23 protein-coding genes are annotated in these 23,717 nt (G+C 67.0%); 16 read left to right on the top strand and 7 right to left on the bottom strand.

What is annotated here, in order from left to right:
* Positions 1–47 precede the first annotated feature (47 nt).
* Positions 48–1,163: an anti-phage Hailong system effector protein HalA gene (halA, locus tag ACFSGX_RS01775; RefSeq protein ID WP_380927014.1), complete on the top strand. Its 1,116-nt coding sequence runs from the start codon at positions 48–50 to the stop codon at positions 1,161–1,163.
* A 2-nt stretch (positions 1,164–1,165) separates the two neighbouring features.
* A complete protein-coding gene (locus tag ACFSGX_RS01770) occupies positions 1,166–1,849 on the top strand; it encodes a hypothetical protein (RefSeq protein WP_380927012.1) in 684 nt (227 codons plus the stop codon).
* 44 nt (positions 1,850–1,893) lie between these two features.
* Here the strand turns inward: ACFSGX_RS01770 and ACFSGX_RS01765 are convergent, their stop codons facing one another.
* On the bottom strand, positions 1,894–2,430 hold the full coding sequence (locus tag ACFSGX_RS01765) for a 2'-5' RNA ligase family protein (protein WP_380927011.1): 537 nt from the start codon (positions 2,428–2,430) through the stop codon (positions 1,894–1,896).
* Between the two features lie 230 nt (positions 2,431–2,660).
* Between ACFSGX_RS01765 and ACFSGX_RS01760 the strand changes: the two genes are divergently transcribed.
* From ACFSGX_RS01760 to ACFSGX_RS01725, 8 genes are all read left to right on the top strand, one after another.
* The gene (locus tag ACFSGX_RS01760; protein ID WP_380927009.1) at positions 2,661–4,736 is read left to right on the top strand and encodes a prolyl oligopeptidase family serine peptidase; all 2,076 of its coding nucleotides are present in this window, start codon (positions 2,661–2,663) and stop codon (positions 4,734–4,736) included.
* Positions 4,737–4,781: 45 nt separating this feature from the next.
* Positions 4,782–5,663, top strand: a complete 882-nt coding sequence (locus tag ACFSGX_RS01755) for a hypothetical protein (protein WP_380927007.1) — start codon at positions 4,782–4,784, stop codon at positions 5,661–5,663.
* Positions 5,648–6,814, top strand: coding sequence for a S41 family peptidase (locus ACFSGX_RS01750; RefSeq protein ID WP_380927005.1), 1,167 nt, complete (start codon positions 5,648–5,650; stop codon positions 6,812–6,814). Before ACFSGX_RS01755 ends, ACFSGX_RS01750 begins: the two co-directional genes overlap by 16 nt.
* Before the next feature lie 49 nt (positions 6,815–6,863).
* The gene (locus tag ACFSGX_RS01745) at positions 6,864–8,249 is read left to right on the top strand and encodes a dihydrolipoyl dehydrogenase (protein ID WP_380927004.1); all 1,386 of its coding nucleotides are present in this window, start codon (positions 6,864–6,866) and stop codon (positions 8,247–8,249) included.
* A gap of 63 nt (positions 8,250–8,312) precedes the next feature.
* Positions 8,313–8,723, top strand: a complete 411-nt coding sequence (locus ACFSGX_RS01740; RefSeq protein ID WP_380927003.1) for a hypothetical protein — start codon at positions 8,313–8,315, stop codon at positions 8,721–8,723.
* A gap of 55 nt (positions 8,724–8,778) precedes the next feature.
* A complete protein-coding gene (locus ACFSGX_RS01735) occupies positions 8,779–10,026 on the top strand; it encodes a putative DNA modification/repair radical SAM protein (RefSeq protein WP_380927002.1) in 1,248 nt (415 codons plus the stop codon).
* 101 nt (positions 10,027–10,127) lie between these two features.
* Entirely contained in the window at positions 10,128–10,865 is a 738-nt protein-coding gene (locus ACFSGX_RS01730; RefSeq protein WP_380927001.1) for an outer membrane protein, read from the top strand.
* A gap of 69 nt (positions 10,866–10,934) precedes the next feature.
* Positions 10,935–12,326, top strand: coding sequence for a UdgX family uracil-DNA binding protein (locus tag ACFSGX_RS01725; RefSeq protein ID WP_380927000.1), 1,392 nt, complete (start codon positions 10,935–10,937; stop codon positions 12,324–12,326).
* Between the two features lie 81 nt (positions 12,327–12,407).
* On the opposite strand, the gene ACFSGX_RS01720 is transcribed toward ACFSGX_RS01725, so the two are convergent.
* The 4 genes from ACFSGX_RS01720 to ACFSGX_RS01705 form a co-directional block, all read right to left on the bottom strand.
* Positions 12,408–13,229 carry an aldo/keto reductase gene (locus ACFSGX_RS01720; protein WP_380926999.1) on the bottom strand — a complete coding sequence of 274 codons (822 nt, stop codon included), beginning with the start codon at positions 13,227–13,229 and terminating at the stop codon, positions 12,408–12,410.
* Between the two features lie 500 nt (positions 13,230–13,729).
* Positions 13,730–14,497 carry a thioredoxin domain-containing protein gene (locus ACFSGX_RS01715; RefSeq protein ID WP_380926998.1) on the bottom strand — a complete coding sequence of 256 codons (768 nt, stop codon included), beginning with the start codon at positions 14,495–14,497 and terminating at the stop codon, positions 13,730–13,732.
* Between the two features lie 27 nt (positions 14,498–14,524).
* Positions 14,525–15,268, bottom strand: coding sequence for a thioredoxin domain-containing protein (locus tag ACFSGX_RS01710; RefSeq protein WP_380928197.1), 744 nt, complete (start codon positions 15,266–15,268; stop codon positions 14,525–14,527).
* Positions 15,269–15,270: 2 nt separating this feature from the next.
* Positions 15,271–15,861 (bottom strand): DUF721 domain-containing protein, encoded by a 591-nt coding sequence (locus ACFSGX_RS01705; protein WP_380926997.1) that lies wholly within the window; start codon positions 15,859–15,861, stop codon positions 15,271–15,273.
* 26 nt (positions 15,862–15,887) lie between these two features.
* Between ACFSGX_RS01705 and mutY the strand changes: the two genes are divergently transcribed.
* A complete protein-coding gene (mutY, locus tag ACFSGX_RS01700; RefSeq protein ID WP_380926996.1) occupies positions 15,888–16,964 on the top strand; it encodes an A/G-specific adenine glycosylase in 1,077 nt (358 codons plus the stop codon).
* Positions 16,961–17,884, top strand: a complete 924-nt coding sequence (gene nudC, locus ACFSGX_RS01695; protein ID WP_380926995.1) for an NAD(+) diphosphatase — start codon at positions 16,961–16,963, stop codon at positions 17,882–17,884. Before mutY ends, nudC begins: the two co-directional genes overlap by 4 nt.
* Positions 17,885–17,975: 91 nt before the next feature.
* On the opposite strand, the gene ACFSGX_RS01690 is transcribed toward nudC, so the two are convergent.
* Positions 17,976–18,878: a prephenate dehydratase gene (locus ACFSGX_RS01690; protein ID WP_380926994.1), complete on the bottom strand. Its 903-nt coding sequence runs from the start codon at positions 18,876–18,878 to the stop codon at positions 17,976–17,978.
* A 134-nt stretch (positions 18,879–19,012) separates the two neighbouring features.
* Between ACFSGX_RS01690 and ACFSGX_RS01685 the strand changes: the two genes are divergently transcribed.
* Positions 19,013–19,714, top strand: coding sequence for a c-type cytochrome (locus tag ACFSGX_RS01685; protein WP_380926992.1), 702 nt, complete (start codon positions 19,013–19,015; stop codon positions 19,712–19,714).
* Between the two features lie 165 nt (positions 19,715–19,879).
* Here ACFSGX_RS01685 and ACFSGX_RS01680 read toward each other — a convergent pair whose 3' ends face one another.
* Positions 19,880–20,524 (bottom strand): DUF1345 domain-containing protein, encoded by a 645-nt coding sequence (locus tag ACFSGX_RS01680; protein ID WP_380926991.1) that lies wholly within the window; start codon positions 20,522–20,524, stop codon positions 19,880–19,882.
* 108 nt (positions 20,525–20,632) lie between these two features.
* On the opposite strand from ACFSGX_RS01680, the gene purS reads away from it, so the two are divergent.
* The 3 genes from purS to ACFSGX_RS01665 all read left to right on the top strand — a co-directional run bounded on the left by purS (position 20,633) and on the right by ACFSGX_RS01665 (position 23,644).
* Positions 20,633–20,863: a phosphoribosylformylglycinamidine synthase subunit PurS gene (gene purS / locus ACFSGX_RS01675; protein WP_157174712.1), complete on the top strand. Its 231-nt coding sequence runs from the start codon at positions 20,633–20,635 to the stop codon at positions 20,861–20,863.
* 4 nt (positions 20,864–20,867) lie between these two features.
* On the top strand, positions 20,868–21,527 hold the full coding sequence (gene purQ / locus ACFSGX_RS01670) for a phosphoribosylformylglycinamidine synthase subunit PurQ (RefSeq protein ID WP_380926990.1): 660 nt from the start codon (positions 20,868–20,870) through the stop codon (positions 21,525–21,527).
* Positions 21,528–21,661: 134 nt separating this feature from the next.
* The gene (locus ACFSGX_RS01665) at positions 21,662–23,644 is read left to right on the top strand and encodes a DUF4394 domain-containing protein (RefSeq protein WP_380926989.1); all 1,983 of its coding nucleotides are present in this window, start codon (positions 21,662–21,664) and stop codon (positions 23,642–23,644) included.
* Positions 23,645–23,717 lie beyond the last annotated feature (73 nt).

The following is a 23,717-nucleotide window of genomic DNA, read 5'->3' as shown; positions in this document are numbered from 1 at the left end:
GGTGAAAATGCGGTATCTGCCGCTGTCTCGCGTGCTAGAGTAGCGCTATGAAGATACTGTCAAAAATCCGGGCTGCCAGAACTTCTGACAGCACCGGCTCGACCGGCGTTGACGAGCAAGGTGACGCGGCCACCGTTCATATCGGACATCGCCGTCGAGATTGCTGGTGGGAACCAATTTACTCCCCCGACGTCACGATAAACAAGGAGGCATATGATTGGAACGCGACAAGGGACTCTGGCCCTTCCAATCGTTTCATTTCCGGGTCAAGCCTAAACAGTCAGATAACTCCGGGTGACACTTACTCTGTGAAGGGGAAAACCTTTACAAATTGTGATTTTCAAGGCGATTTTACGCCGGTTCCCCTAGTAATGTTTGACCAATGTCATTTTGTAAACTGTGACTTTGCTTACTCACGATGGAAGGATGCCCACTTCCGTCGCTGTACGTTCTCAGGATCCTCGCTATCTCTTGCGTCATTTAGTCGCTGTGATTTTCGTGATTGTGACTGGCAAAGCATGGGAGTCTCAAGTAGAATTGATCTGACTCACACATTCATTAGCAATCCGTCAATCTTGATTGATTCCTCCGTAAGTAATCGAAATTCTAACGACAAAACGCTTCGACATCGCCTAAACCAATGGTACCGCCTCAAAGGAACCAGGGCTCACTTCCTTCGGGGAGTTATGATTAGCCATCAAACAACAGGCGATGAACGAACATACTATCACACGGTTAAACTTCATGAGCTAAGACGGTCTACTGAACGCCTTTCATATGATCTGTTTCAGATTTACTCTCAGTCATACACGCAAAAGGCAGTCTTTCTGGCCAAACTTTTGCTTCATTTAGTTAATTACGTGATACTACGAGTGTTTGGCTGGCTAAACGGTTGGGGAGAGTCGGTTAGCCGACCATACCTAGCTTTGGTTACATGCTTTGTGTTCTTTGCTGAGGTGTATAAGCATTTTCCATCAAAGAATTTTAATGGGCATTCGTGGCAAAAAAGCTTTGACATCTCTTTGCTGGTAGGATTCACAAATCAATCCGAGGTAGTTGGAAGCACATTAAGTTTAATTCAAAATGTTCATGTTATTATCGCGATATCGATCTATTCCGTTTTCTTCGCGACTTTGATTTCCAAGCTTTCAAGGGCTCGTTGACCATGAAAACTTCCCTGATACTTTACGGTAGCCGTGCCCGTGGTGACTCACGAGCCACTTCCGATGTTGACCTTATACATGCAGTCGAGGGCCAAGGATTAGACGAACCTTTAGAAATAAATGGCGTAAGTCTTCATAGATATTCACAAGGTTGGCTGACACAACAAGCAACTGAGGGGAGTTTGTTTTCATATCATGTCGCTTTCGAGGGCATAGGACTTGATGATCCCGATAGTTTTATCTCAAAACTGAAATCGTCATTTCGAAAAAAGCCGTCCTACAGCTACGACGCAAAAGTCGCGGCTCTTATTCTTCAGTATTTTATTGAGCAAGACTGGAGAGGTAGCGACGAGGCGCGGAAAAGATTTGTCTGGGCTCTACGGACAATTCTGATTTGTTTCTCGGCAGAATCTGGATCGCCAGTTTTTTCATCAGCATCTCTTGAGGCGCTTTCGAAAACGGTTGGACTAGAAGATATAATAAACCGCCGTGCCACCGCGTCGGTGCTTGAGCTTACCGATATTGGTTCGCGCGTACTGGAAAAGTACTACCCACAGCTCAGCGCTCCGAACGGGGAATCACTGTCAGACTACTTAATATCTATAGGTGGAATCGCGCGTGATTCGGCAAGAATACTTGGCGAAATTGAAGCAGTGGAGTCGAGCGGTATATCGATCTACATGTAGCCCGGAATTGGTCATAAAATCTACTTCGCTTGACCAATAAAATTTTATTTAGCCGGAATATTTTTTGACCATATCTTTCTTGTTGGAGTTAGGCTGACGATACAGGCTTTCGTTAAGAAGCCCTCTAGGTTTGTCCAATTTTTAGATATATTAGATACTGCTGCACCTAATTGATCACCGGTTAGCCCGGATGCAATTGTTACGTGAGGAAACCAAGACCCTGGCCGATAAAATGACAGTGCCTTATTTTTGGATTTACTAAGCGCATGGTACTTTTCATGGAATTGCATGAGCCGTGGGGTCGGCAGGGGAGCAGCAAAAAGGACCGCGGTTTTTCCCATAAAACAACCTATACCGGGCATCGAAACCGACAAACCCGACAATTCGTCTGTCATAGTTTCTAGTGTCTCAGTCGCAACATCGATGTCTATATCGGCATACACAGCAACGGTTAGGTGATGTGCATGGCCAAACGTCCTTGGTGTGATGACTGAATCTTGAGCTGGTAAAATTCTATTTCCAATATCACACAATAGATCATCTGTGGACTGATCCAATTCAAGGTAAACTGCAAAGCTCATTTTTTCTTCTTACATTGCATTCTATTGGAAACGTTTAGCATTATTCTGAACGAGGACAAACATCCTAGACGCTCAGAGCGATGCCGGCACGGTATCACGTTTGGACCCGCTGGCCCCAGTCAGGTTGACTGAAAGCTCCTTGATGGTGGTTTGGATCGATCACCACCCCCCCCACCTTCCTCCCACCCCCATCTCACGATACGTTGACCCCTCCCCCGGAAAGGTCCCGCATGATTGCTCTTGCCCTGCTGCTGCTCGCCGCGACGCCCGATCCGCTGGCCTATACCGAGCAGGTCGAGGGGGTGCAGGCGCTGGCGCAGGTGCGGGGGTGGAATGCGGCGACGCGGACCGTGCTGGAGGCGACGCCTGGGTTCACCGCTACCCGCGCCCGCGCGCTCGCCCTGTTGCAGGACGATGCGCAGATCGCGACGCCGCAGATCGCCGGCGACAATATCCTCAACCTCTGGCGCGATGCGCAGAACCCGCGCGGCCTGTGGCGCATCTCTCCACTCGCGGCGTTCCGCGCGGGCAAGCCGCAATGGCGCACGCTGATCGATGTCGATGCGCTCGGCCGGGCGGAGGGCAAGAGCTGGGTCTGGCACGGCGCCACCTGCCGCGCGCCCGCCTATGACCGCTGCATGGTGTCGATCGCCGACGGCGGCACCGATGCGGGGGTGGAGCGCGAATATGACCTCGCCGCCGGCCGCTTCGTCCCCGGCGGCTTCACGCTGCCCGCCGCCAAGAGCGACGTCGCCTGGGGCCCGGGCGACAGCCTGTACGTCGCGACCGACTACGGCGCCGGCACGCTCACCACCTCCGGCTATCCGCGGATCGTCAAGCGCTGGGTCCGCGGCACCGCGCTCGCCGCCGCACCCGTGGTGGGCGAGGGGCGCGCCACCGACGTGCGGGTCGGCGTCACCACCATCGTCGACGGCACCACCGCCTGGCCGCTCTACATGCGCGGGCTCGATTTCTACCGGTCCGAACTCAGCCACGTCGCGCCCGACGGCCGGCTCGTCCCCTCGCCGCTGCCCGCCGACGCCGACATCCAGGACGTCATCGACGGCCGCCTGATCGCCAAGCTGAACAGCGCGTGGGGGGCTCAGCCGCAGGGCGCGCTCGTCGCCTACCGCATCGCCGACGTGCTGGCCGGCCGCCCGGTCACGCCCGAACTGGTGCTCGCCCCCACCGCCGCCCAGGCGATCGAGGAGGTCTCCGCCGGCAAATCCGTCCTGTGGGTGAAGCTGCTCGACGACGTGTCGGGCAAGCTCGTGGCACTCACCCGCCCCGCCACCCCCGGTGCGCAGGGCTGGACGCAGACCGCGCTCCCGCTCCCCGCCAACGCCACCGTCCACCTCGACACCGCATCGGGCGCGCAGGACCTCGCCTTCGCCACGGTGGAGGGCATGACGCTGCCCCCCACGCTCTACGCCGTCGCGCCGGGGGCCAAGCCAACCGTCGTACAGGCCCTCCCCGCCCGCTTCGACGCGAAGCGGTTTTCGGTCACGCAACGCTTCGCCACGTCGAAGGACGGAACGAAGATCCCCTATTTCCTCGTCCGCCGCGCCGGCGCCACCGGGCCCGTCCCCGCGCTGATCCACGCCTATGGCGGGTTCAAGGCCGCGCAGACGCCGACCTACCTGACCGAACAACCCTACCGCGCCGGCCCGGTCGGGCTGTTCTGGGCGGAACAGGGCAATGCCTATGTCCTCGCCAACATCCGCGGCGGCGGCGAATATGGCCCCGCCTGGCACCAGGCCGTGCTGCGCGAGAAACGCCAGAACGCGTATGACGATCTCCACGCCGTTGCGGAGGACCTGATCCGCACCGGCGTGTCCGCCCCGCGGAAGATCGCGGTGTCCGGCCGCTCGAACGGCGGGCTGCTCGTCGGCGTCGCCATGACGCAACGCCCCGATCTTTACGGCGCGGTCGTGATGGGGTCCCCGCTAATCGACATGCAGCGTTACTCGCACCTGCTGGCCGGCGCATCGTGGATGGGCGAATATGGCGACCCGGACGTCCCCGCCGACTGGGCGTTCATTCAACGCTACTCGCCCTTGCAGCAGCTGAAACCCGGCGTCCGCTACCCCGCGCCGTTCATCTACACATCGACCAAGGACGACCGCGTCCACCCCGCCCACGCGCGCAAGTTCGCCGCCCGCCTGGAACAACTCGGCGACCGCTTCTACTATTCCGAGGCACTCGAAGGGGGCCACGCCGCCGGCGCCGACCGCACCGAGGATGCGCAGCGCGCCGCGATGATCCTCGCCTACCTCAACCGCGAACTGGGCGGCTTTCCGCGTTGAAGGCATTCAGCGCAGCGTCATGCCGACCATGATCATCGTGGCCACATGATCGCCGCGCTGACCGCCCTGCTGCTCGCCGCCCCCACCGGCACGCTGACGCTCGACCGCGCCGACCCGGTCGTGTCCGCCACGATCGACGGCGTGCCCCTCCGCCTCCGCGTGGCACTCGACCAGCACGCCGTGGTCGAACTCAACCCCGACGCCGCCGCGCGTCTGCCCTCCCTCGAGTTCGAACGCGACGGCGGCGCACAGGTCGGCCGCATCGCGATCCCCGGCCGCGTCGCCCGCGCCCGCCTGATCGTCGCCGGCCGCAAGGTCGACGTCACCGCCTCCAGCTACCCGCGCCCCTGCTGCGCGAACGTCGACGGCGAGATCGCCCCCGACCTCCTCCCCTTCGCCGAACTCCACTTCACCTCGCCCGCCCCCGCGACGCGCACCCGAACCGTCAACTTCGCAATGGAACGCAGCGAGGATCTCGGCCTCTTCACCCGCGCCCGCACCCCCGGCGGCCCGGTCCTGCTGCTCTTCACGCTGAACCACGCCGCCACGCTCGCCACCGGCGCCGGTGCCGCGGTCCTCGCCCGCGGCGGCGCGGGCCGCTTCACCGCGACCACCGGCACCGAAACGCGCGCGTTCGGCATCCCCCGCCCGGTCCGCACGATGATCCTCGACCGCCCCGTCACGATCGCCGGCTTCACCGTCGCCTCGCTGTCGGTCCGCACCGCCGACTTCCGCGGCGACAACGCCCTCCCCCCGATCCCCGGCTCGGCCGAACCCGCCGCCGACATCCGCGTGACCGCCCGCGCGCCGGCACCACAACGCGCCATCCCCGCGGTCACCTTCGGCCGCGACCTGCTCGACGCCTGCCCCGACATCCGCTTCGCCGTCCCCACCCGCCGCCTGACGCTGACATGCACGCTCCCCTGACGCGCCGCGCCGCGCTCGCGCTGATCGCCGGCACGACCCTCGCGGCCGCCGCCCCGCGCCCGGACAACGCCGAACTGTTCGACCGCGTCTGGGACGAGGTCGACCGCCGCTACTGGGACCGCGACCGTTTGGGCGAAAGCTGGAACACCGCCTACGAACGCTACCGCCCGCAAGCGATCGCCGCCACAGACGAGGCCGCACTCTACCGCATCCTCGCCGCCATGCTCGCCACGGTCGGCGACAGCCATGTCTACATCCGCACCCCCGCCGCCGTCCGCCGCGATGCCGATGCGGACGCCGGCGCCGACAGCGCGCAGTTCGGCCTGTCCGCCTGGCCCACCGCCGGCGTCTGGCGCGTGCTCTCTGTCCGCGCGGACGGCCCCGCCGCCGCGGCCGGCGTCCGCCCCGGCTGGCTGATCGACACCGTCGACGGCCGCCCGGTCGACGACGACTGGCATCCCCGCGCCGGCCAGTCCGCGCGCTTCGCCTTCCGCGACCTGACCGACCGCCCCCGCACGCTTACCCTGACCAGCACACTGCTCCCGCCCGAACCGCCGCGCCGCGCCACCCGCCTGCCCGGCGACATCCTGCTGCTCGCCTTCGACGTCTTCGCCGGCGGCGAGGACCGCTGGATCGAAGACGAGATCGCCGCCGATCCCCCCGCCGCGCTCATCCTCGACCTGCGCGAAAACGAAGGGGGCGAGGCGCTCGCCGTCGCCCGTGTCGCCGGGACATTGTTCGACCGCAAGCGCACGCTCCTCCGCCGCGTCGCCCGCGGCAAGACGCTCGACGTCCCCACCGTCGGCGCGGGCCGGCGCAGCTACACCGGCCCGCTCGCTGTCCTGGTCGGCCCGCGCAGCGCGAGCGGCGCCGAGATCCTGGCCGCGCTCGTGCAGGACAGCGACCGCGGCCCCGTCATCGGTGGCACCACCGCGGGCGCGGTCACCGGTGCCGCGCAGACCAAACTCCCCGACGGCGGCGAACTCTGGGTCGCGGTGTTCGACATCCGCAGCGCCGCCGACGTCCGGCTGGAGGGACGCGGCCTCGTCCCCGCCATCCCCGTCACCCAGTCGCTCGCCGACCTCCGCGCCGGCCGTGATCCCGTTCTGGCACGCGCGCAATCCCTGCTCGCCGCCGATAATCCCGCCTGACGGACATCGCGTGAACCTGACGCGTTGAGCGCGTAATCAGGAGAATTTCATGCACCGTATCGACTGCGACGTCGCCATCATCGGCGCGGGCACCGCCGGCCTCGCAGCCTACAAGGCGGCCACCGCAGAAGGTGCCCACGCCGTGCTGATCGAACCCGGCCCCGGCGGCACCACCTGCGCCCGCGTCGGGTGCATGCCGTCCAAGGCGCTGATCGCCGCCGGCCGCACCGCACACCACGCCCGCCAGGCCGCGATATTCGGCATCACGGTCGGCGACGTCACCATCGACGGCCCCGCCGTGATGGACCGGGTCCGCCGTGAACGCGACTATTTCGTCGCCTCCGTGATGGAGGATGTCGCCGCGATCCCGGCCGACCGCCACATCACCGGCCACGCCCGCTTCACCGCCCCCGGCCAGCTCAGCGTCGATGGCGGCCCCGACATCGCCGCCCGCACGATCGTCATCGCCACCGGCTCCACCCCCTCGCTGCCCGAGCTTCTCGAACCGGTCGCCGAGCATGTCCGCACAAGCGACACGATCTTCGAGATCGCGACGATACCCGCCACGCTCGCGGTGCTGGGGGCCGGCGTGATCGGCCTCGAACTCGCCGCTGCCTTCGCCCGGCTCGGCACGCGCGTCACGATGATCGACAAGGGCGATGTCGTCGCCGGCATCGCCGATCCGGAGGCCGAATGCGTCGCCCGCGACCGGCTGGCGCAGGACTTCACCATCCACCTCGGCGCCGACCTGACCGCGGCGGACCTCGCCGACGGCAAGGTCCGCCTCGCCTGGGACGGCGACAATGCAGGCAACGCCGTGTTCGACCTAGTCCTCGCCGCCGCCGGCCGCCCGCCCGTATCCGACACGCTGAACCTCGACGCGGCCGGCCTCGACCGCGACGATCACGGCACGCCGCATTTCGACGCGGGCACCGGCCGCTGCGGCGACTCCATGGTGTTCATCGCCGGTGACGCCCGCGCCTGCCGCCCCGTCCTGCACGAAGCGGCACGGTCCGGCCGGCTCGCCGGGCACAACGCCGCACAGCCCGACGCGCTGCGCCGCGATCCGATCCTCCCGCCGCTCGCCATCACCTTCACCGATCCGCAGATCGCCATGGTCGGCTGCGAGTATGACGAACTGCCCAGCGACGGGGTGATCGGCAGCGCGACATTCGGCGACAATGGCCGCGTCCACATCGATGCGGCCGGCGACGGCATTCTGCGGCTCTATGCCGACCATGACGGCACCGTGATCGGCGCGACCATCGTCGGCCCCGACGCCGAACATGCCGCGCACATGGTCGCCCTCGGCCTCGCCTGCGGCCTTACGCTCGCCGAACTGGCGGACCAGGCCTACTACCACCCGACCGTGGCGGAAGTGCTGCAGAACGCGGCACGCGACGCGCTGTCCACGCTGGCCACCGATGATGCATGATGTTCATCGCGGGGTCAGGGGCGGGCGCGCCATCCTGCGCGCACCTCGCCCGGAGATCCATCGATGAAGACGTCCGCCTTCCTCCTGCTGCTCGTCGCCGCCGCGCCGGCCTTTGCGCAGGACATGGAAAAGGTCAGCGGCACGCCGCCCGAACGGATCCAGCAGCTCACCGTCTACGGCAAGGACCCCTGCCCGCGCAGCACCGGCGAGGAGGTGATCGTCTGCGCCCGCATGCCGGAGGGCGAACGTTACCGCGTGCCGAAACCGCTGCGCGACAAGCGCAAGGCCGACGCACCGGCGGCGATGGCTTGGGGCGCCCGCTCGATGGAGCTCGAAAATGTCAGCCGACAGGGTCTGCCCGGCAGCTGCAACACCGGCGGATCGAACGGCCAGACCGGCTGTTTCCAGCAATTCCTGGCGCAGGCCCGCGCCGAACGCGAACTCGCAAAGCGCCAGGCGGCGGAAGAACCCTGACACTATCCAGACGTCGCATCTGGACATTCGGGTCAGCAGAACATAGATTGAACAAATGGCGCAACTCGACACTCGTGGAAAGCTCGCCATCCTTGCCGATGCCGCGAAATACGACGCGTCCTGCGCCTCGTCCGGCACGTCCAAGCGCTCCAGCGCCGGCAAGGAAAAGGGGATCGGCTCGACCGAGGGCATGGGCATCTGCCACGCCTATGCGCCCGACGGCCGCTGCATCTCGCTGCTCAAGATCCTGCTGACCAACAGCTGCATCTTCGACTGCCATTACTGCATCAACCGCAAGAGCTCGAACGTCCGCCGCGCGCGCTTCTCGGCGGAGGAGGTCGTGAACCTCACGCTCTCCTTCTACCGCCGCAACTATATCGAGGGGCTGTTCCTCTCCTCGGGCATCATCAACACGCCCAACTATACGATGGAGCAGCTGGTCGAGGTCGCGCGCTCGCTGCGCGAGGATCACCAGTTCCGCGGCTACATCCACCTGAAGACGATCCCCGACGCCGACCCCGAACTCGTCCGCCAGGCCGGGCTTCACGCGGATCGCGTCTCGATCAACGTCGAACTGCCGACCGTCGGCGGGCTGAAACGGCTCGCCCCGGAGAAATCCGCCGACCGCATCGACGGCGCGATGCGCGAGATGAAGACGTCGATCGAGGACGGCCACGACGCGCGCAAGAAGTACCGCGCCGCCCCAAAATTCGCCCCCGCCGGCCAATCGACGCAGATGATCGTCGGCGCGGACAGCGCGAACGACGGCGATATCGTGACGAAGGCCTCGACGCTTTACGATCGGTTCGGCCTGCGCCGCGTCTATTATTCCGCGTTCAGCCCGATCCCGGACGCCTCCGCCATCCTGCCGCTCAAGCGCCCTCCGCTGATGCGCGAACACCGGCTCTACCAGTCCGACTGGCTGATGCGCTTCTACGGGTTCCAGCCTAAGGAGGTCGTCGCCGCGACCGATGCGGACGGCATGCTCCCGCTCGATATCGACCCGAAACTCGCCTGGGCGCTCAAGTTTCGCGAAACCTTCCCGGTCGACGTCAATCTCGCCCCGCGCGAACTGCTGCTCCGCGTTCCCGGCCTGGGTGTGAAAGCGGTCAACTCGATCATCGTCAGCCGCCGCTGGCGCGCGCTCCGCCTCGACGATGTCGGCCGCCTCACCGTCTCGATCGCCAAGGTTCGCCCGTTCATCTCCACCACCGACTGGCGCCCCGTCACGCTCACCGACCGCGCCGATCTGAAAACGCACCTCGTGCCCAAGAAGGAACAGCTCGAACTGTTCGCCGCGTAAAGCTGAACCAACGACGGTCCGCCCCGGAACTTCACGCTTTCCTAGTATCTTACCCCCTAGACCCGCCCCGATCGCAGTTCCGCATCGCACTCGGGGTTCTCATGCACGCATCGCACATCACCGTCGCCGCCTTCGCCATCATCGCCGCCCCCGCCGCGGCCCAGGACTACCCCGCCAGCCCCCCGCCAGCCCCAATGCTCCCCTACGCCCCCGTCTATGACGACGCGCCGGCCGACGTGTTCGCCGGCCCGCGCATAGAAATCCACGGCGGCTGGGACCATGTCGGTGTGCGTCTCAAGAACAGCTACACCGAAGCCGGCCAGGTCTCGACCGCATCGGTCAAGGGCCGCGACGACGGCATCACCTATGGTGGCAGCCTCGGCTGGGACATCGCGCTCACCCCCACGCTGATCGCCGGCGTCGAAGCCGGGATCGAGGACAGCTCGATCCGCGAATGCAGCGAAGTCTTCGGGCTCGACGAAGCCTGCATCAAGGCCGGCCGCACCGTCGAGGTCGGCGGCCGCCTCGGCCAGGCGCTCAGCAGCCGCGTCATGGTCTATGCGCGCGCCGCCTACGTCAATTCGCGGGTCAAGGCGAACTATGTCGATTTCGAAGGCATCCTCGACAATGAATCCGCCAAGGCCAATGTCGACGGCGTCCGGCTCGGCGCCGGGTTCGAGGCCGCGGTGACGCCCAACCTCTATCTCAAGGGTGAATATCGCTACACCGACTACAACAACTACTCGCTGACCACCAACTATTCGGACGGATCGTCCGACCGCACCACGCTCAGCCTCGATCGCCACCAGATCCTCGGCGGCATCGGCCTGCGTTTCTGACGCCTGCGTTTCTGACGTTCCTGTGACGGGTCGCGGCAACCCGCGGCCCGTTCATGCGTCTTGCACCCCATGCGCGTCGCGACCCTGGCATCGGAGGATGATTTCGACGGGTGGCGCGCCGCCGCCCGCACGCTGGCGCTGGCCCAGGTCGCACCACACGACGTCGTCTGGCAGGTTGGCGAACGCCCCGCCGATCTGTTCGGGGACGAGGCTTCGCCCGACGCCGCACCCGGCGCCTTCTCGGTCCCTCGTCCGTTCGTCGATCTTGCCCGAACCGCGCTCTGCCACCGCGATCCCGAGCGGTTCGCGTTGCTCTACACCCTGCTCATCCGCGTCCGCGCGCAGCAGGGCCTGCTCGACGACCGCGCCGATCCGCTCGTCCAGCGGATCGAGTTGATGGCCAAGGACGTCCGGCGCGACATGCACAAGATGCGCGCCTTCGTCCGCTTCCGCGAACTGGCGGTGGAGGGCGGCGAGACACGCTACGTCGCCTGGTTCGAACCCGACAACCACATCGTCCGGATCAATGCGGACTTCTTCGCGCGCCGCTTCGCCACGATGCACTGGTCGATCCTCACCCCCGAACTCTCGGTCCACTGGGACGGCACGGCGCTCGCCTTCGCCCCCGGCGCGCGCAAGACCGACGCCCCCGACGGAGATCCGCTCGAGGAGATGTGGAAGACCTACTATGCCGCGATCTTCAATCCGGCGCGGGTCAAGGTCGGCGCGATGACCAAGGAAATGCCGCGCAAATACTGGAAGAACATGCCCGAAACCGCGCTGATCCCCGATCTGCTCGCCGGCGCACAGAAGAGGGAGAGTGGCATGATCGAAACCGCCCATGCCGACATCGGCGACAATGCCCGCGCCGCCTGGGAGGCGCTCGCCGGGGAAGCCGCCGGCTGCACGCGCTGCCCGCTCTACGGTCCCGCGACGCAGACCGTGTTCGGCGAAGGCCCCGTCGACGCGCGGCTCATGTTCGTCGGCGAACAGCCGGGCGATCAGGAGGATATCGCCGGCCGCCCGTTCGTCGGGCCCGCCGGCCAGTTGTTCGACCGGGCGATCGCCGCCGCCGGCATCGACCGCACGCAGGTCTACATCACCAACGCGGTCAAGCATTTCAAGTTCGAGGAACGCGGTCGCCGCCGCATCCACGCGAAGCCCGGCGCACCCGAAATCGACGCCTGCCGCTGGTGGATCGACCAGGAACGCGTGCTGGTCCGCCCCGCCGTCACCGTCGCGCTCGGCGTCACCGCCGCCCGCTCGCTGCTCGGCAAGGTCGTCACCATCTCCGGCACCCGCGGCAAGCCGATCACCCTCCCCGACGGCGGCGAGGCGTGGATCACCGTCCACCCGAGCTACCTCCTCCGCCTCCCCGACAAGGTCCAGGCCGAGGAAGAATATGCCCGCTTCGTCGAGGACCTGAAGGTCGCACAAGCCCGGGTCGCGGCAACCGCCTGAACCGTCACGCCCCGAGGTCACCCCATCCCCCAACCCGTTTGGTTCGAGCCTGTCGAGAACTCCCCGCCAGGCCCGAACCCATCATCCGGCAAACGTCGTCGGATCCGGCCCGATCCGCCCGTCGCGTCGATCCAGCGCCGCGATCGCGCGCTCGTCGTCGGCATCCAGCGCGAAGTCGAAGATCGCGAAATTCTCCGCCAGCCGCGCCGGGTTGGTCGTCTTCGGGATCACCGTCAGCCCCGCCTCGATATGCCAGCGCAGCACGACCTGCGCCGGCGTCTTGCCGTGCTTTTCCGCGATCGCGGTGATCGCCGGATCGGCCAGCGCCGCGCCCTGCCCCAGCGGGCTCCAGCTCGTCGTCACGATGTGGTTCTCGTCATGATAGGCGCGCAGCTCGACCTGCTGGAAACTCGGATGCAACTCGATCTGGTTCACCGCCGGCACCACGCCCGTGTCGTGGATGATTCGCTCCAGATGATCCATCGTGAAGTTCGACACCCCGATCGACTTCACGCGCCCTTCCTCGCGCAACCGCACGAGCGCCTTCCACGTCTCGACGAACCGCGTCTCCTCGACGAACGGCCAGTGCAGCAGATAGAGGTCGACCCAGTCGAGCCCCAGCCGGTCGAAGCTCTTCTCGAACCCCTTCAGCGCCGCGTCATACCCAAAATCGTCGCGCCACAGCTTGGACGTCACGAAGATCGTCTCATCCCGCGCCCGCACGCCCGCCCCGGTGCCCGCTTCGTTGCCATAGATCGCCGCGGTATCGACCGCGCGGTATCCGGCATCGATCGCCGCCTGCACCACGCCTGCGGTGTCCCCGTCCGGGATCTGATACGTCCCCAACCCGATCTGCGGCATCGACCGTCCGTCGTTCAGGGAAATGCTGGGCTGCTCTGTCATTACGGATGCTCCTGTTCGGTTACCGACCAAACGCCCCGCCCGAACAATGGGATGCACCGCCCGTCGCGTCGGTCGCGGGATGACCCATGCCCTAACCCGCCCATCCCGAGCGAAGTCGAGGGCCCCGTCGAGCGCAGTCGAGACGCCGACATATCTGCACAGGACGACAGNTCCGTTCGGTTCGAGCTTGTCGAGAACCCACCCCACCCCGTTCGGTTCGAGCCTGTCGAGAACTCGCGCAGTTCTCGACAAGCTCGAACCGAACGGGAGGGGAAAAGGAAAGGCCAGCCCGGCGGAAAGCCCACACCTCCACCACGCCCCACCCGCTCGTGCTGAGTAGCGACCGAGTAGCGCCCCTCGGCGCGTACCGAGGGCGCGTATCGAAGCACTGCATGCAGCCTTCGATACGGGTGTTCGACTACGCTCAGCCCCTACTCAGGCAAAACGATATGGGTATTCACAGAGCCGCGGGGGGCCCGCAAAGCCCCCCCCCCAACCCCTCAGGCCCCGACAGCCTTCGTCAGCACCGGCTTCAACGCAGCCCAATCCGCCACGTTCGGCACCGGCTTGTTCGCAATCAAAAACGTCGGCGTCCCCTGCAGGTTGAACTCGCTCGTCGCACGCGCGCTCATCTTGCCCAGTTCGTCGACCGCGGCGGTATCGGTCAGGCACTTGGTCGCCGCCGCCTCCGGAATGCCGCGCGCGCGGAAGAAGTCGATCAGGCCCAGCTTCTTGCCCCATGCCAAGAACTGCGTCTGCGGCGGCATCGCCTGCATCTGGGTCTGCTCCGCCTCGGTCATGCCCTTCACCGCATCGAACAGCATCATCTGGTTCTCGAACATCTGCTGGCTCAACTGGAAATACGGCTCCGCTCCGCGGCACCGCGTCAGCAGCGCGGCCGGCACGTCGAGCACGTTCAGCATGTAGTTGCGGAATTCATAGCTGACCTTGCCCGGCGCGATGAACTGCGCCTTGAGCTCGGGCAGGCCCTCCTTCTCGAACACCGCGCAGTGCGAACAGCTCAGCGCGCCATACTCGACCAGTTTCACCGGCGCGTCCGGGTTGCCCATCCGGAACCCGCCGTCGGGCGTCTTGGACACGGTCTGCGTCCAGTCGCCACCGGCCGGCGCTGCGACCGGTGCCACCGGCGTTGCGGGCGCCTCGACCGAAGCGGTCGCGTTGCCCGCGCTGTTGCCGGCGTCCTTGCTGCCGCATGCGGTCAGCGCCAGCGTCGAAAGCCCGAGGGCGAGGAGGGTGCGGGTCATCATCTCAAGGTTCTCCGAAGAAAAAAAATGTCAGCGGACCGCGGCGGCGAGCCTGGGCTGCAACGTGGCCCAGTTGCTCGTCGCCGGCACGATCGCGCCGTTGATCAGGAATGTCGGCGTGCCGGTGATGCGCCGCTTGTTGAACGCCTCGTCGGTCATCGCCGCGACGATCGCGGTCTGTTTCCGGTCGGCAAGACACGCCGCGACCCGCGCCGGGGACATGCCCCGCGCCTGCGCTTGGCGGTCGAACCCGGCGGCCCGCGCCATCGCGGTCAGCGTCGCGGCGCCGTTGGGGTCCGCCGGCCGCCCGACCTGCGTATCGAAATACACCTGCGCCTTGGGCAGCCAGTCCGCCTGCGTCGCCAGGATCCGCTCGCTCGCCGGGAAATAGCCCGCCGGCCCCGCGCAGCGGCTGAGCAGCACGCCCGCGAAATCGAACCCGTCGCGCACCGAATTGCGCACCTCCAGGCTCACCAGCCCGCGCGCGATATAGTCGCGCTTCAACGCCGGCATCCCCTCCGCCGCGAACGCCGCGCAGTGCGAACAGGTCAGCGAGAGATACTCGACCAGCTTTACCTTCGCGCGCGGATTGCCCATCACATAGGTCCCGGCCGGCGTAGTCGCGATCGTCCGCGTCCAGTCGACCGCCGCGCGTTTCGCCGGAGCCGCGCCCGCACCCGCCACCAGCCCGCCGCCCCCGACCGCCGCCAGCATCGCCAGCCCGGCCGCCGCACCGCGCAACGCGGATTGTCCCCGAGATCGCCGAATCTCCATGCTCACCGCACCTTTCCCATCACCGGAATGTCCATCACCGGCGGCCCGTTCGACGTCGCCAGCGCCCCGGCCAGCCCGGCGAGGCATGCGCGCAATTCCGGATCCGCGATCGCGCGCAGGCTGTCGCCGATCTCGGTAGACACCGCCACCGCCGGCCGCAGCTTCGCGGGTGCCGGGCGCCGCACCGCCGCACCCTGGCGGATCGCGATCCGCGCTACCGCGGGATATCCGAAGAACCGGTTCACGCGCTCGACGATCGCGGGCGCCACATGCTGCATCATCACCGCATGCGCGCCCTCGACGACCAGGGTCAGCACGCCTTCGGACCGCGCACCGTGCGGAAACCGGATCGATTCGGGGCTCGACACGCCGGCATAGCGCTCGCCGACGATCTCGGGCCAGCGCGTCACGACCGACGACTGGACGAACCCGAACCGCCGGAACGCGGCACGGCCCACGTCGGGCAGCATGTCCGCCACCGCCCGCGCCGCACCGCCGCGCTTGCGCTCCGGCACGACGGCCGGCTTCGCCTTCGCTGCGGCGCGCGGCTTGACCGGCTTCGGCGCGGGCGCGGGTGTCTCTGGTTCCGTCATCCCCCGCTCCATGCCATAGCGGCCCCATGCCCGTCGATATGTCCGTCGTTCCGCCCGTCGATCGCGGCACTGATATTTCCGCCACCCTCCTCGCCTGGTACGACGCGCACCACCGTACGCTGCCCTGGCGCGCGGCCCCCGGCACGCCAGCACCCGATCCCTACCGCGTCTGGCTGTCGGAGGTGATGCTGCAACAGACCACGGTCGCCGCGGTGAAGGCGGCGTTCCTGCGCTTCACCACGCGCTGGCCGACCGTCGCTGATCTGGCGGCGGCCGACGATGCCGACCTGATGGCCGCCTGGGCCGGGCTCGGCTATTATGCCCGCGCCCGCAACCTGCTCGCCTGCGCCCGCGCCGTCGTCGCCGATCACGGCGGCCGCTTCCCCGATACCGAGGCCGCCTTGCGCGCATTGCCCGGCGTCGGGGCCTACACCGCCGCCGCGGTCGCCGCGATCGCGTTCGGCCGGCGGGCGGTGGTGGTCGACGGCAATGTCGAACGCGTCGTCACCCGGCTGTTCGCGATCGAACAGCCGCTGCCCGCCGCGCGCCCCGCGATCCGCGCCGCCACCGACACCATCACCCCGGACGCCCGCGCCGGCGATTTCGCGCAGGCCATGATGGACCTGGGTGCCACCATCTGCACCCCGCGCCGCCCGGCCTGCGCGATCTGTCCGCTGCGCGAGCGATGCGCCGCGGTCCACACCGCCGACCCCGCACGCTTCCCGATCAAGGCCGCCAAGACCGTCCGCCCCGAACGCCACGGCGCGATCTGGTGGATCGAGCGCGGCGACACCGTCCTGCTCGTCCGCCGCCCGGCGCGCGGGCTGCTCGGCGGCATGCGCGCGCTGCCGACCGGCGAGTGGACCGACACGCCGCCCGACGATCCGCCCCCGCTCCAGGCGGACTGGACCGCGCTGCCCGGCACCGTCACGCACGTCTTCACCCATTTCCGCCTGACGCTCACCGTCTTCCGCACGGTCGTGATCCGCGATATCGCGCCGGAGCACGACGGCGTCTGGTGGCCGCGCGCCACCCTCGCCGACGCCGGCCTGCCCACCCTGTTCGCAAAGGCCGCCACCCTGGCCATGGAGTCGCCGCGATGACCGACATTCCCCCCGATCGCCGCCCCTCCCATCTCGACTTCAGCCTCGTCCCCGGCTTCACCGGCTCCCCGCTCGACCGCGTCGACGCCTGGCGACAGGACCCGGCCGCGATCACGAAGGCGCTCAACGATCCGCGCGCTTGCCTGCTGCGCATGGAGGGGCTCGATCCGCTGCTCGACGCCGATGGCGCGCTCGACTGGGGCCATCTGGCGGAGGCGGCGTGGGACGCCGAACTGGCGCTGCTCGGCCTGATCGACGGCGTGCCCCGCTTCGTCGCACTCACCCCCGCCGTCCCCCACGCCGCACGGCGCAGCCCCGCGCTGAACGGCATGCTCGATCGTCTCGAGCCGGCACAGGCCGCCACCTACGCCGCGGCGCGCAGCCTGATCGACTGGCACGCCCGCCACCGCTTCTGCGCGAATTGCGGCACGCCCACCGCGCTCTACCGCGCCGGCTGGGGCCGCCGCTGCCCCGCCTGCCGCGCCGAACATTTCCCGCGCACCGACCCGGTCGTCATCATGCTGGCCGAACATGCCGGCTGTGTCCTCGTCGGCCGCCAACGCAGCTGGCCCACGGGTCGCTACTCCGCACTCGCCGGCTTCGTGGAGGTCGGCGAATCGATCGAGGAAGCCGTCGCCCGCGAACTGGCGGAGGAAGCCGGCGTCGCCGCGACCAGCGTCCGCTACCTCGTCAGCCAGCCCTGGCCCTTCCCCTCGCAACTCATGGTCGCCTGCATCGCCCCGGTCGCCGACGCCGCGCTGCAGATAGACCAGCACGAACTGGAAGACGCCTTCTGGGCCACCCGCGAAGACGTCCGCGCCGCGCTTGCTGCCGAACCCGGCGCGCGCTTCATCGCGCCGCCGCCCTACGCCGTGGCGCACACCCTCTTCGCGCGCTGGCTGGCAGAACAGGATGGCTGAACGCTGATCGATAGATTCAGGTCGGTCTACTTCCAGACCCGTTTGGTTCGAGCCTGTCGATCAAAGGCTCTCATGAACCCCGCGCAGCACCTTAATCCCCCCGGGCCCGCGCCTGCGGATAGGTCCCCAGCACCCGCATCCACTTGGTATGGAACGCCAGTTCCTCCAGCGCCCGCCCCAGCGCCGGATCGTCCGGCCGCCCGTCGACGTCGCAATAGAATTCGGTCGCCGCAAAGCTCCCGCCACGCTGGTAGCTTTCCAGCTTGGTCATGTTGATCCCGTTGGTCGCAAACCCGCCCATCGCCTTGTACAGCGCCGCCGGCACGTTCCGCACCTCGAACACCAGGGTCGTCATGCACGGCCCGCTCAGGTCCGCCCCCTCGGGCGCCCCGCGCGCCAGCACCACGAACCGCGTCATGTTATGGTCCGCATCCTCCAGCCCGCGCGCGATCACCTCCAGCCCGTACAGCCCCGCCGCCATCTCCGGCGCGATCGCCGCCTGACCCGGCGCGCCATCCTCCGCCACCAGCGCCGCCGCACCCGCCGTATCGGGATAGCTCACCGGCCGAATCCCGCGCGTCCGCAACCAGTCGCGGCACTGGCCCAGCGCCTGCGGATGGCTCACCGCCTCGCGCACGTCCGGCAGCGCGGTGCCGGCGCGTGCCATCAGGCAATAGCGGATCGGCATGAAATGCTCGCCGGTGATGACCAGCCCCGATTCGGGCAGCAGGAAATGAATGTCCGCCACCCGCCCGTGCAGCGAATTTTCGATCGGGATCATTGCGCAGTCGGCCCGCCCCTCGCGCACCGCGTCGATCGCATCCTCGAACGAAAAACACGGCAGCGGTAGCCCGTCCGGAAACGCCGTCATCGCCGCGATATGCGAATTGGCCCCCGGCGCGCCCTGGAACGCGACGGTCCGGTCGGGGGCGGCGGCGGAAGCGGCGGTCATCGCGGCGACGCGGGCTCGGGCGGGGGCGGGGTAGTTTTCCATGGGCGCCCCCGCGCTTACGGTCCGGGCGGCCAAGCGGCAAGCATGCTTGCGATGCGGCGGTTCGCCACTTAAAGGTCGGCGGTCCGGCGCGGTCATGATCGGGCACGGCACGACGCAGGGGAGTTTCACACGGCATGGACGATCGCGGCAATACCATCGCGGGCTGGGTGCTCTTCGGGGGCATCGCCGCCCTTGGCCTGTCGATCGTGACCGGTGAATATTTCCACGCCGAACGCCCGGAAAAGATGGGCTACGTCGTCGAGGGTGTCGAGGCGGAGGAAGGTGCCGGCCCCGCCGCCGCCGAAAAGCCGATCGAATTCTACCTCGCATCGGCCAGCCCCGAAAAGGGCGCCGAGGTCTTCAAGAAATGCGCCGCCTGCCATACGGACGCGAAGGGCGGCCCCAACGGCGTCGGCCCCAACCTCTACGGTTCGGTCAACAAGCCGCACGGCCATGTCGCCGGTTTCCCCTATTCCGACGCGCTGAAGGGCAAGCCCGGCGTGTGGGACTGGGCCAACCTCAACGCCTGGCTCACCAGTCCGAAGGCCTATGCCCCCGGCACGAAGATGACCTTCGCCGGCCTCAGCAAGCCCGAGGACCGCGCCAACGTGATCGCCTATCTGAACTCGACCAGCGACAGCCCGCTGCCGATGCCCGCCGCCCCGGCCGAGGCTGCCGCCGCAGCCCCCGCCGCCGGCGCCTCCGCGGCTCCCAGCACTCCGGAAGGCGGCGCCTCCACCGTCCAGACCGAGGCGCAGGCCGCCAAGAGCCCCAAGGGCAACATCGCCGGCGAAGCCGCCCCCGCAACCTCCGGCACCAGCGCGCAGGAGAAGTAGGCTTCTTCTCTCTGAGCCCCTCTCCTTCAGGGGAGGGGTTGGGGTGGGGGCAACAGCACCTCACCCACAACGTTGCGACGACGAATAGGTCAGCCCCACCCCAACCCCTCCCCTGAAGGAGCGGGGCCAAAAAGTCCGTCCGCTCCCCACACGCGTCGGAACCCCCTACCCACCCCCCAGCACGTTGATCGTAAACGCCACCACGCCCAGGTTGAACGCGAACGCCGCGATCGAGTGGAACAGCACCACCCGCCGCATCGCCCGCGCGCCGATCTCCACGTCGGACGTCTGGAACGTCATCCCCAACGTGCAGGAAAAATACATGAAGTCGCCATAATCCGGCTCCTCCGTGTCCGGAAATCGCAACCCCTGCCGATCGCGCCCGTCGTGCCCGGCCAGATAGAATAGATGCGCATAATGCAGCGCGAACACCAGGTTGCTGAACGCCCAGACGAGCGCCAGCGTCCCGAGGATCAGCCACACCGTTCCGCTGTCCGGCCTGCCCTTCTGCGCCAGTTCCGCCGCCACCGACACCAGCACGACCAGCATGACGAGCAGCGTGATCGCCAGCAATGCGGCGCGGTTCGCATCGTTCACCTTAGCCGTCGCGCGCATGCCCCCGGCGCGCATCCCGAACAGCGGCACGGTCGACAGCAGGAACGCCGCCCCCGCCACGTCGAACCCCGCCATCATCCCCAGTCGCCAGCCGAACAGCAGCGTCGCCACCGGCACCGCCACCGCGGCCAGCACACCGAACAGCACGAACCGCGGCGGCGCCACCGTCCGCCCCATCCAATCCAGTCCGCGCATCCCGTCCGCCTTTCCTTGTGGCACCCGATCGCCACCTTCTGCGCCAAGCATCTTGCCCCAAACCGCGCGCCCCGTCATAGAGCGCGCGAAACCGCCCGAAGGCAGGCCATGAAAACCCGTATCCACGTCACGCTCAAGACCGGTGTCCTCGATCCGCAGGGACGCGCCATCGCCCACGCCCTCGAAGGGCTCGGGTTCGCCGGCATCGGCGACGTCCGCGTCGGCAAGCTGATCGAACTCGAACTCGCCGACGGCACCAGCGATGCGGACATCGACGCGATGTGCCGCAAGCTGCTCGCCAACACGGTGATCGAAAATTACCGGATCGAGCGGGCCTGACGCCATGAAGACCGCCGTCATCGTCTTCCCCGGCTCCAACTGCGACCGCGACCTGGCCGTCGCGCTGCGCGATGTCACCGGCACCGCGCCCGTCATGGTCTGGCACCGCGACACCGAACTGCCGGACGGGATCGACCTGGTCGGCGTGCCCGGCGGCTTCTCCTACGGCGACTATCTCCGCTCGGGCGCAATGGCCGCGCGCAGCCCGATCATGCGCGCGGTTGCCGATGCGGCCGACCGCGGCGTCGGCGTGCTCGGCGTCTGCAACGGGTTCCAGGTGCTGACCGAGGCGGGTCTCCTGCCCGGCGCGCTCATGCGCAACGCGGGCCTCGGCTTCGTCTGCCGCGACGCCGCGCTGACGGTGGGCGACGCGGACAGCCCGTTCCTCAAGGGCTATGCTCCCGGCGAAACCGTCACCATCCCGGTCGCGCATCATGACGGCAACTATGCCGCCGACACCGAAACGCTCGACCGGATCGAGGGCGAAGGGCGCGTCGCGTTCCGTTACGCGGACCATGTCAACGGATCGGCCCGCGCCATCGCCGGCATCGTCAACGCGGGCGGCAACGTGCTCGGCATGATGCCGCACCCCGAACGCGCCGTCGAAGCCGCGCATGGCGGGCAGGACGGCCGCCGGCTGTTCGAGGCGTTCCTCGCCCGCTGACAACCCGAAGTGATGCGTCGAAGCAACAGTTTCGATTTAATGCAGCATTGATACATCCGCTGCATCGCGGACACCTCGCCCCCCGTACCTAGCCCGACCGCGGAACCGGTTGACGGTCAAGGGAGGCAAGAATCATGCAGAAGAACCTAAAGCGCGCGATCCTGTTCGGGGCGGGCGTCACCGTCATGGCGGGTGCCGCTTCGGCCCAGTCGGTCCAGACCTTGCGCAGCGGCACCAACGCCCTCGTCTCGGTCAACGCGGCCAGCCCGGGCACGATCACCCGCACCACCGCGATCACCGGCATCGCCGCGGGCCGCACGTTGCAGGGTTTCGACTACCGCCCGGCCAGCCCGCGCATCCTCTACGCGCTCGACAATGTCGGGCAGCTTTATTCGATCAACGGCCGCACCGGCGTCGCCGCCGCCGTGGGTTCGCCCATCACGCAGGCCGCCAACCCGACCGGTGCCGCCGCCGGTCTCGACTTCAACCCGACCGTCGACCGGATCCGCTACGTCAACGGCAACCGCACCGATCTGCGTCTGAACCAGACCAACGGCACGCTCGCCGCCACCGACGGTACGCTCAGCTACGCCGCGGGCGACGCGCGCTTCGGCACGGCCCCCGTGCTCGCCGGCGCCGCCTACACCAACAATGTCGCAGGCGCGACGACGACCACGCTCTACGTGCTCGACACGTCGGGCGGCACCGCGCGCCTCGCGACGCAGGGCAACGCATCCGGCACCGTCGGTCCGAACACCGGCACGCTTTTCTCGGTCGGCACCAGCACCGGCATCGCGACCAACGGCAATGTCGGGTTCGACATCACCCGCTCGGGCCAGGCCTATGCCACGCTCACCGACCCGACCACCGGCGTCACCTCGCTCTACACCGTCAACCTGGCGACCGGCACCGCGACCGCACTCGGCGCGATCTCGGGCAACACCACCTATAACGGCCTCGCCGCCGAACTGGCCTCGTTCCAGTCGATGGGCCTGACCCAGAACCAGCAGAATGTCGGCTTCGTGCTCGACAACTTCACCGGCACGCCGAACGACGCCACGCAGGGCATCTTCAACGGCATCGATGCGCAGACCGGCAATGCCGCGGCGCAGTCCGGCCTGCTCCAGTCGCTCACCCCGGCGGCGTTCCAGTCGCTGCCCGATATCTCCTACGGCGTGCTCGAATCGCAGGAATCGACCGTGCTGCGCTACACGCGCGATCTGCGCGGCAACGCCGTCAACACCGACGGCAGCCGCGTGACGCTCGATGAAGCCGGCAAGGTCGGCGCCTGGGTCAGCGGCGGCAGCCGGTTCGGCTCGGTCGACGCGGCGCAGGATCGCTACCGTACGAAGACCGATGAATATCACTTCCTCGGCGGCGCCGACTTCCGCCTGACGCCGAAAACCGCGATCGGTGTGTTCGGCGGCTACAGCAACACCGATGCAGACCTTGCGCCCGGCAACACCGCCAACGGCACGCTGGAAAGCTGGTTTGCCGGCGCTTACGCCACCGCCGGCGTCGGCCCGTTCTACGTCGATGCCTGGGGCAGCTATACGGACCTCGACTGGAAGCTTTACCGCAACCTCTCGTTCGGCAACTATTCCGGGTCCACCTTCGCGCGCACCGGCGGTCGCATCATCACCGGCGGTGCCGCCACCGGGCTGAGCTTCCAGATCCGCAATTTCGAGATCGAGCCGTTCGCGCAGGTCCGCTATGCCGATCTGAAGATCGACGGTTTCACCGAAACCAACGGCGCAGCGTTCGCGCTGGTCGTGCCGAACGACATGAACCGCGTCTCGATCCGCTCGAACGTCGGCGCACGGCTGGGCACGAAGTTCGAAGTGGGCGGCGCCACCATCCGTCCGCAGGTCCGCGGCGGGTATATGTATGAGTTTCGCAACCAGCGCCGCAACATCGTCGCCGGCTTCCAGCAGCCCGGAATCGGGTCGCAGTTCAACTTCGTCACGACGCCGTTGTACCAGGATTACTACAACGCCGGCGCGTCGCTCAACATCTCCGGCAACGGCCCGCTCTCGCTGGTCGCCGACTATGATGCGCAGTTCGACAACCAGCGTCAGTTCCACAACTTCACGATCGGCGCGCGCCTGGCGCTCTGATCACCCGGGCACGGTGGCGGCGCGCGGCGTCGCCACCTGCTTCGCTGCCCCGCACAGCCTTCCCGAACCCCCG

Origin of the sequence: Sphingomonas arantia (assembly GCF_042682045.1) — a bacterium.
Classification (GTDB): Bacteria; Pseudomonadota; Alphaproteobacteria; order Sphingomonadales; family Sphingomonadaceae; genus Sphingomonas_R; species Sphingomonas_R arantia.
This window is presented reverse-complemented; position numbering and strand designations above follow the sequence as displayed.

Excerpts from the sequence above, each read along its gene's own strand:
- halA (WP_380927014.1), top strand. The coding sequence starts at position 48 with ATGAAGATACTGTCAAAAATCCGGGCTGCCAGAACTTCTGACAGCACC.
- ACFSGX_RS01770 (WP_380927012.1), top strand. The coding sequence starts at position 1,166 with ATGAAAACTTCCCTGATACTTTACGGTAGCCGTGCCCGTGGTGACTCA.
- ACFSGX_RS01765 (WP_380927011.1), bottom strand. The coding sequence starts at position 2,430 with ATGAGCTTTGCAGTTTACCTTGAATTGGATCAGTCCACAGATGATCTA.
- ACFSGX_RS01760 (WP_380927009.1), top strand. The coding sequence starts at position 2,661 with ATGATTGCTCTTGCCCTGCTGCTGCTCGCCGCGACGCCCGATCCGCTG.
- ACFSGX_RS01755 (WP_380927007.1), top strand. The coding sequence starts at position 4,782 with ATGATCGCCGCGCTGACCGCCCTGCTGCTCGCCGCCCCCACCGGCACG.
- ACFSGX_RS01750 (WP_380927005.1), top strand. The coding sequence starts at position 5,648 with ATGCACGCTCCCCTGACGCGCCGCGCCGCGCTCGCGCTGATCGCCGGC.
- ACFSGX_RS01745 (WP_380927004.1), top strand. The coding sequence starts at position 6,864 with ATGCACCGTATCGACTGCGACGTCGCCATCATCGGCGCGGGCACCGCC.
- ACFSGX_RS01740 (WP_380927003.1), top strand. The coding sequence starts at position 8,313 with ATGAAGACGTCCGCCTTCCTCCTGCTGCTCGTCGCCGCCGCGCCGGCC.
- ACFSGX_RS01735 (WP_380927002.1), top strand. The coding sequence starts at position 8,779 with ATGGCGCAACTCGACACTCGTGGAAAGCTCGCCATCCTTGCCGATGCC.
- ACFSGX_RS01730 (WP_380927001.1), top strand. The coding sequence starts at position 10,128 with ATGCACGCATCGCACATCACCGTCGCCGCCTTCGCCATCATCGCCGCC.
- ACFSGX_RS01725 (WP_380927000.1), top strand. The coding sequence starts at position 10,935 with ATGCGCGTCGCGACCCTGGCATCGGAGGATGATTTCGACGGGTGGCGC.
- ACFSGX_RS01720 (WP_380926999.1), bottom strand. The coding sequence starts at position 13,229 with ATGACAGAGCAGCCCAGCATTTCCCTGAACGACGGACGGTCGATGCCG.
- ACFSGX_RS01715 (WP_380926998.1), bottom strand. The coding sequence starts at position 14,497 with ATGATGACCCGCACCCTCCTCGCCCTCGGGCTTTCGACGCTGGCGCTG.
- ACFSGX_RS01710 (WP_380928197.1), bottom strand. The coding sequence starts at position 15,268 with ATGGAGATTCGGCGATCTCGGGGACAATCCGCGTTGCGCGGTGCGGCG.
- ACFSGX_RS01705 (WP_380926997.1), bottom strand. The coding sequence starts at position 15,861 with ATGACGGAACCAGAGACACCCGCGCCCGCGCCGAAGCCGGTCAAGCCG.
- mutY (WP_380926996.1), top strand. The coding sequence starts at position 15,888 with ATGCCCGTCGATATGTCCGTCGTTCCGCCCGTCGATCGCGGCACTGAT.
- nudC (WP_380926995.1), top strand. The coding sequence starts at position 16,961 with ATGACCGACATTCCCCCCGATCGCCGCCCCTCCCATCTCGACTTCAGC.
- ACFSGX_RS01690 (WP_380926994.1), bottom strand. The coding sequence starts at position 18,878 with ATGGAAAACTACCCCGCCCCCGCCCGAGCCCGCGTCGCCGCGATGACC.
- ACFSGX_RS01685 (WP_380926992.1), top strand. The coding sequence starts at position 19,013 with ATGGACGATCGCGGCAATACCATCGCGGGCTGGGTGCTCTTCGGGGGC.
- ACFSGX_RS01680 (WP_380926991.1), bottom strand. The coding sequence starts at position 20,524 with ATGCGCGGACTGGATTGGATGGGGCGGACGGTGGCGCCGCCGCGGTTC.
- purS (WP_157174712.1), top strand. The coding sequence starts at position 20,633 with ATGAAAACCCGTATCCACGTCACGCTCAAGACCGGTGTCCTCGATCCG.
- purQ (WP_380926990.1), top strand. The coding sequence starts at position 20,868 with ATGAAGACCGCCGTCATCGTCTTCCCCGGCTCCAACTGCGACCGCGAC.
- ACFSGX_RS01665 (WP_380926989.1), top strand. The coding sequence starts at position 21,662 with ATGCAGAAGAACCTAAAGCGCGCGATCCTGTTCGGGGCGGGCGTCACC.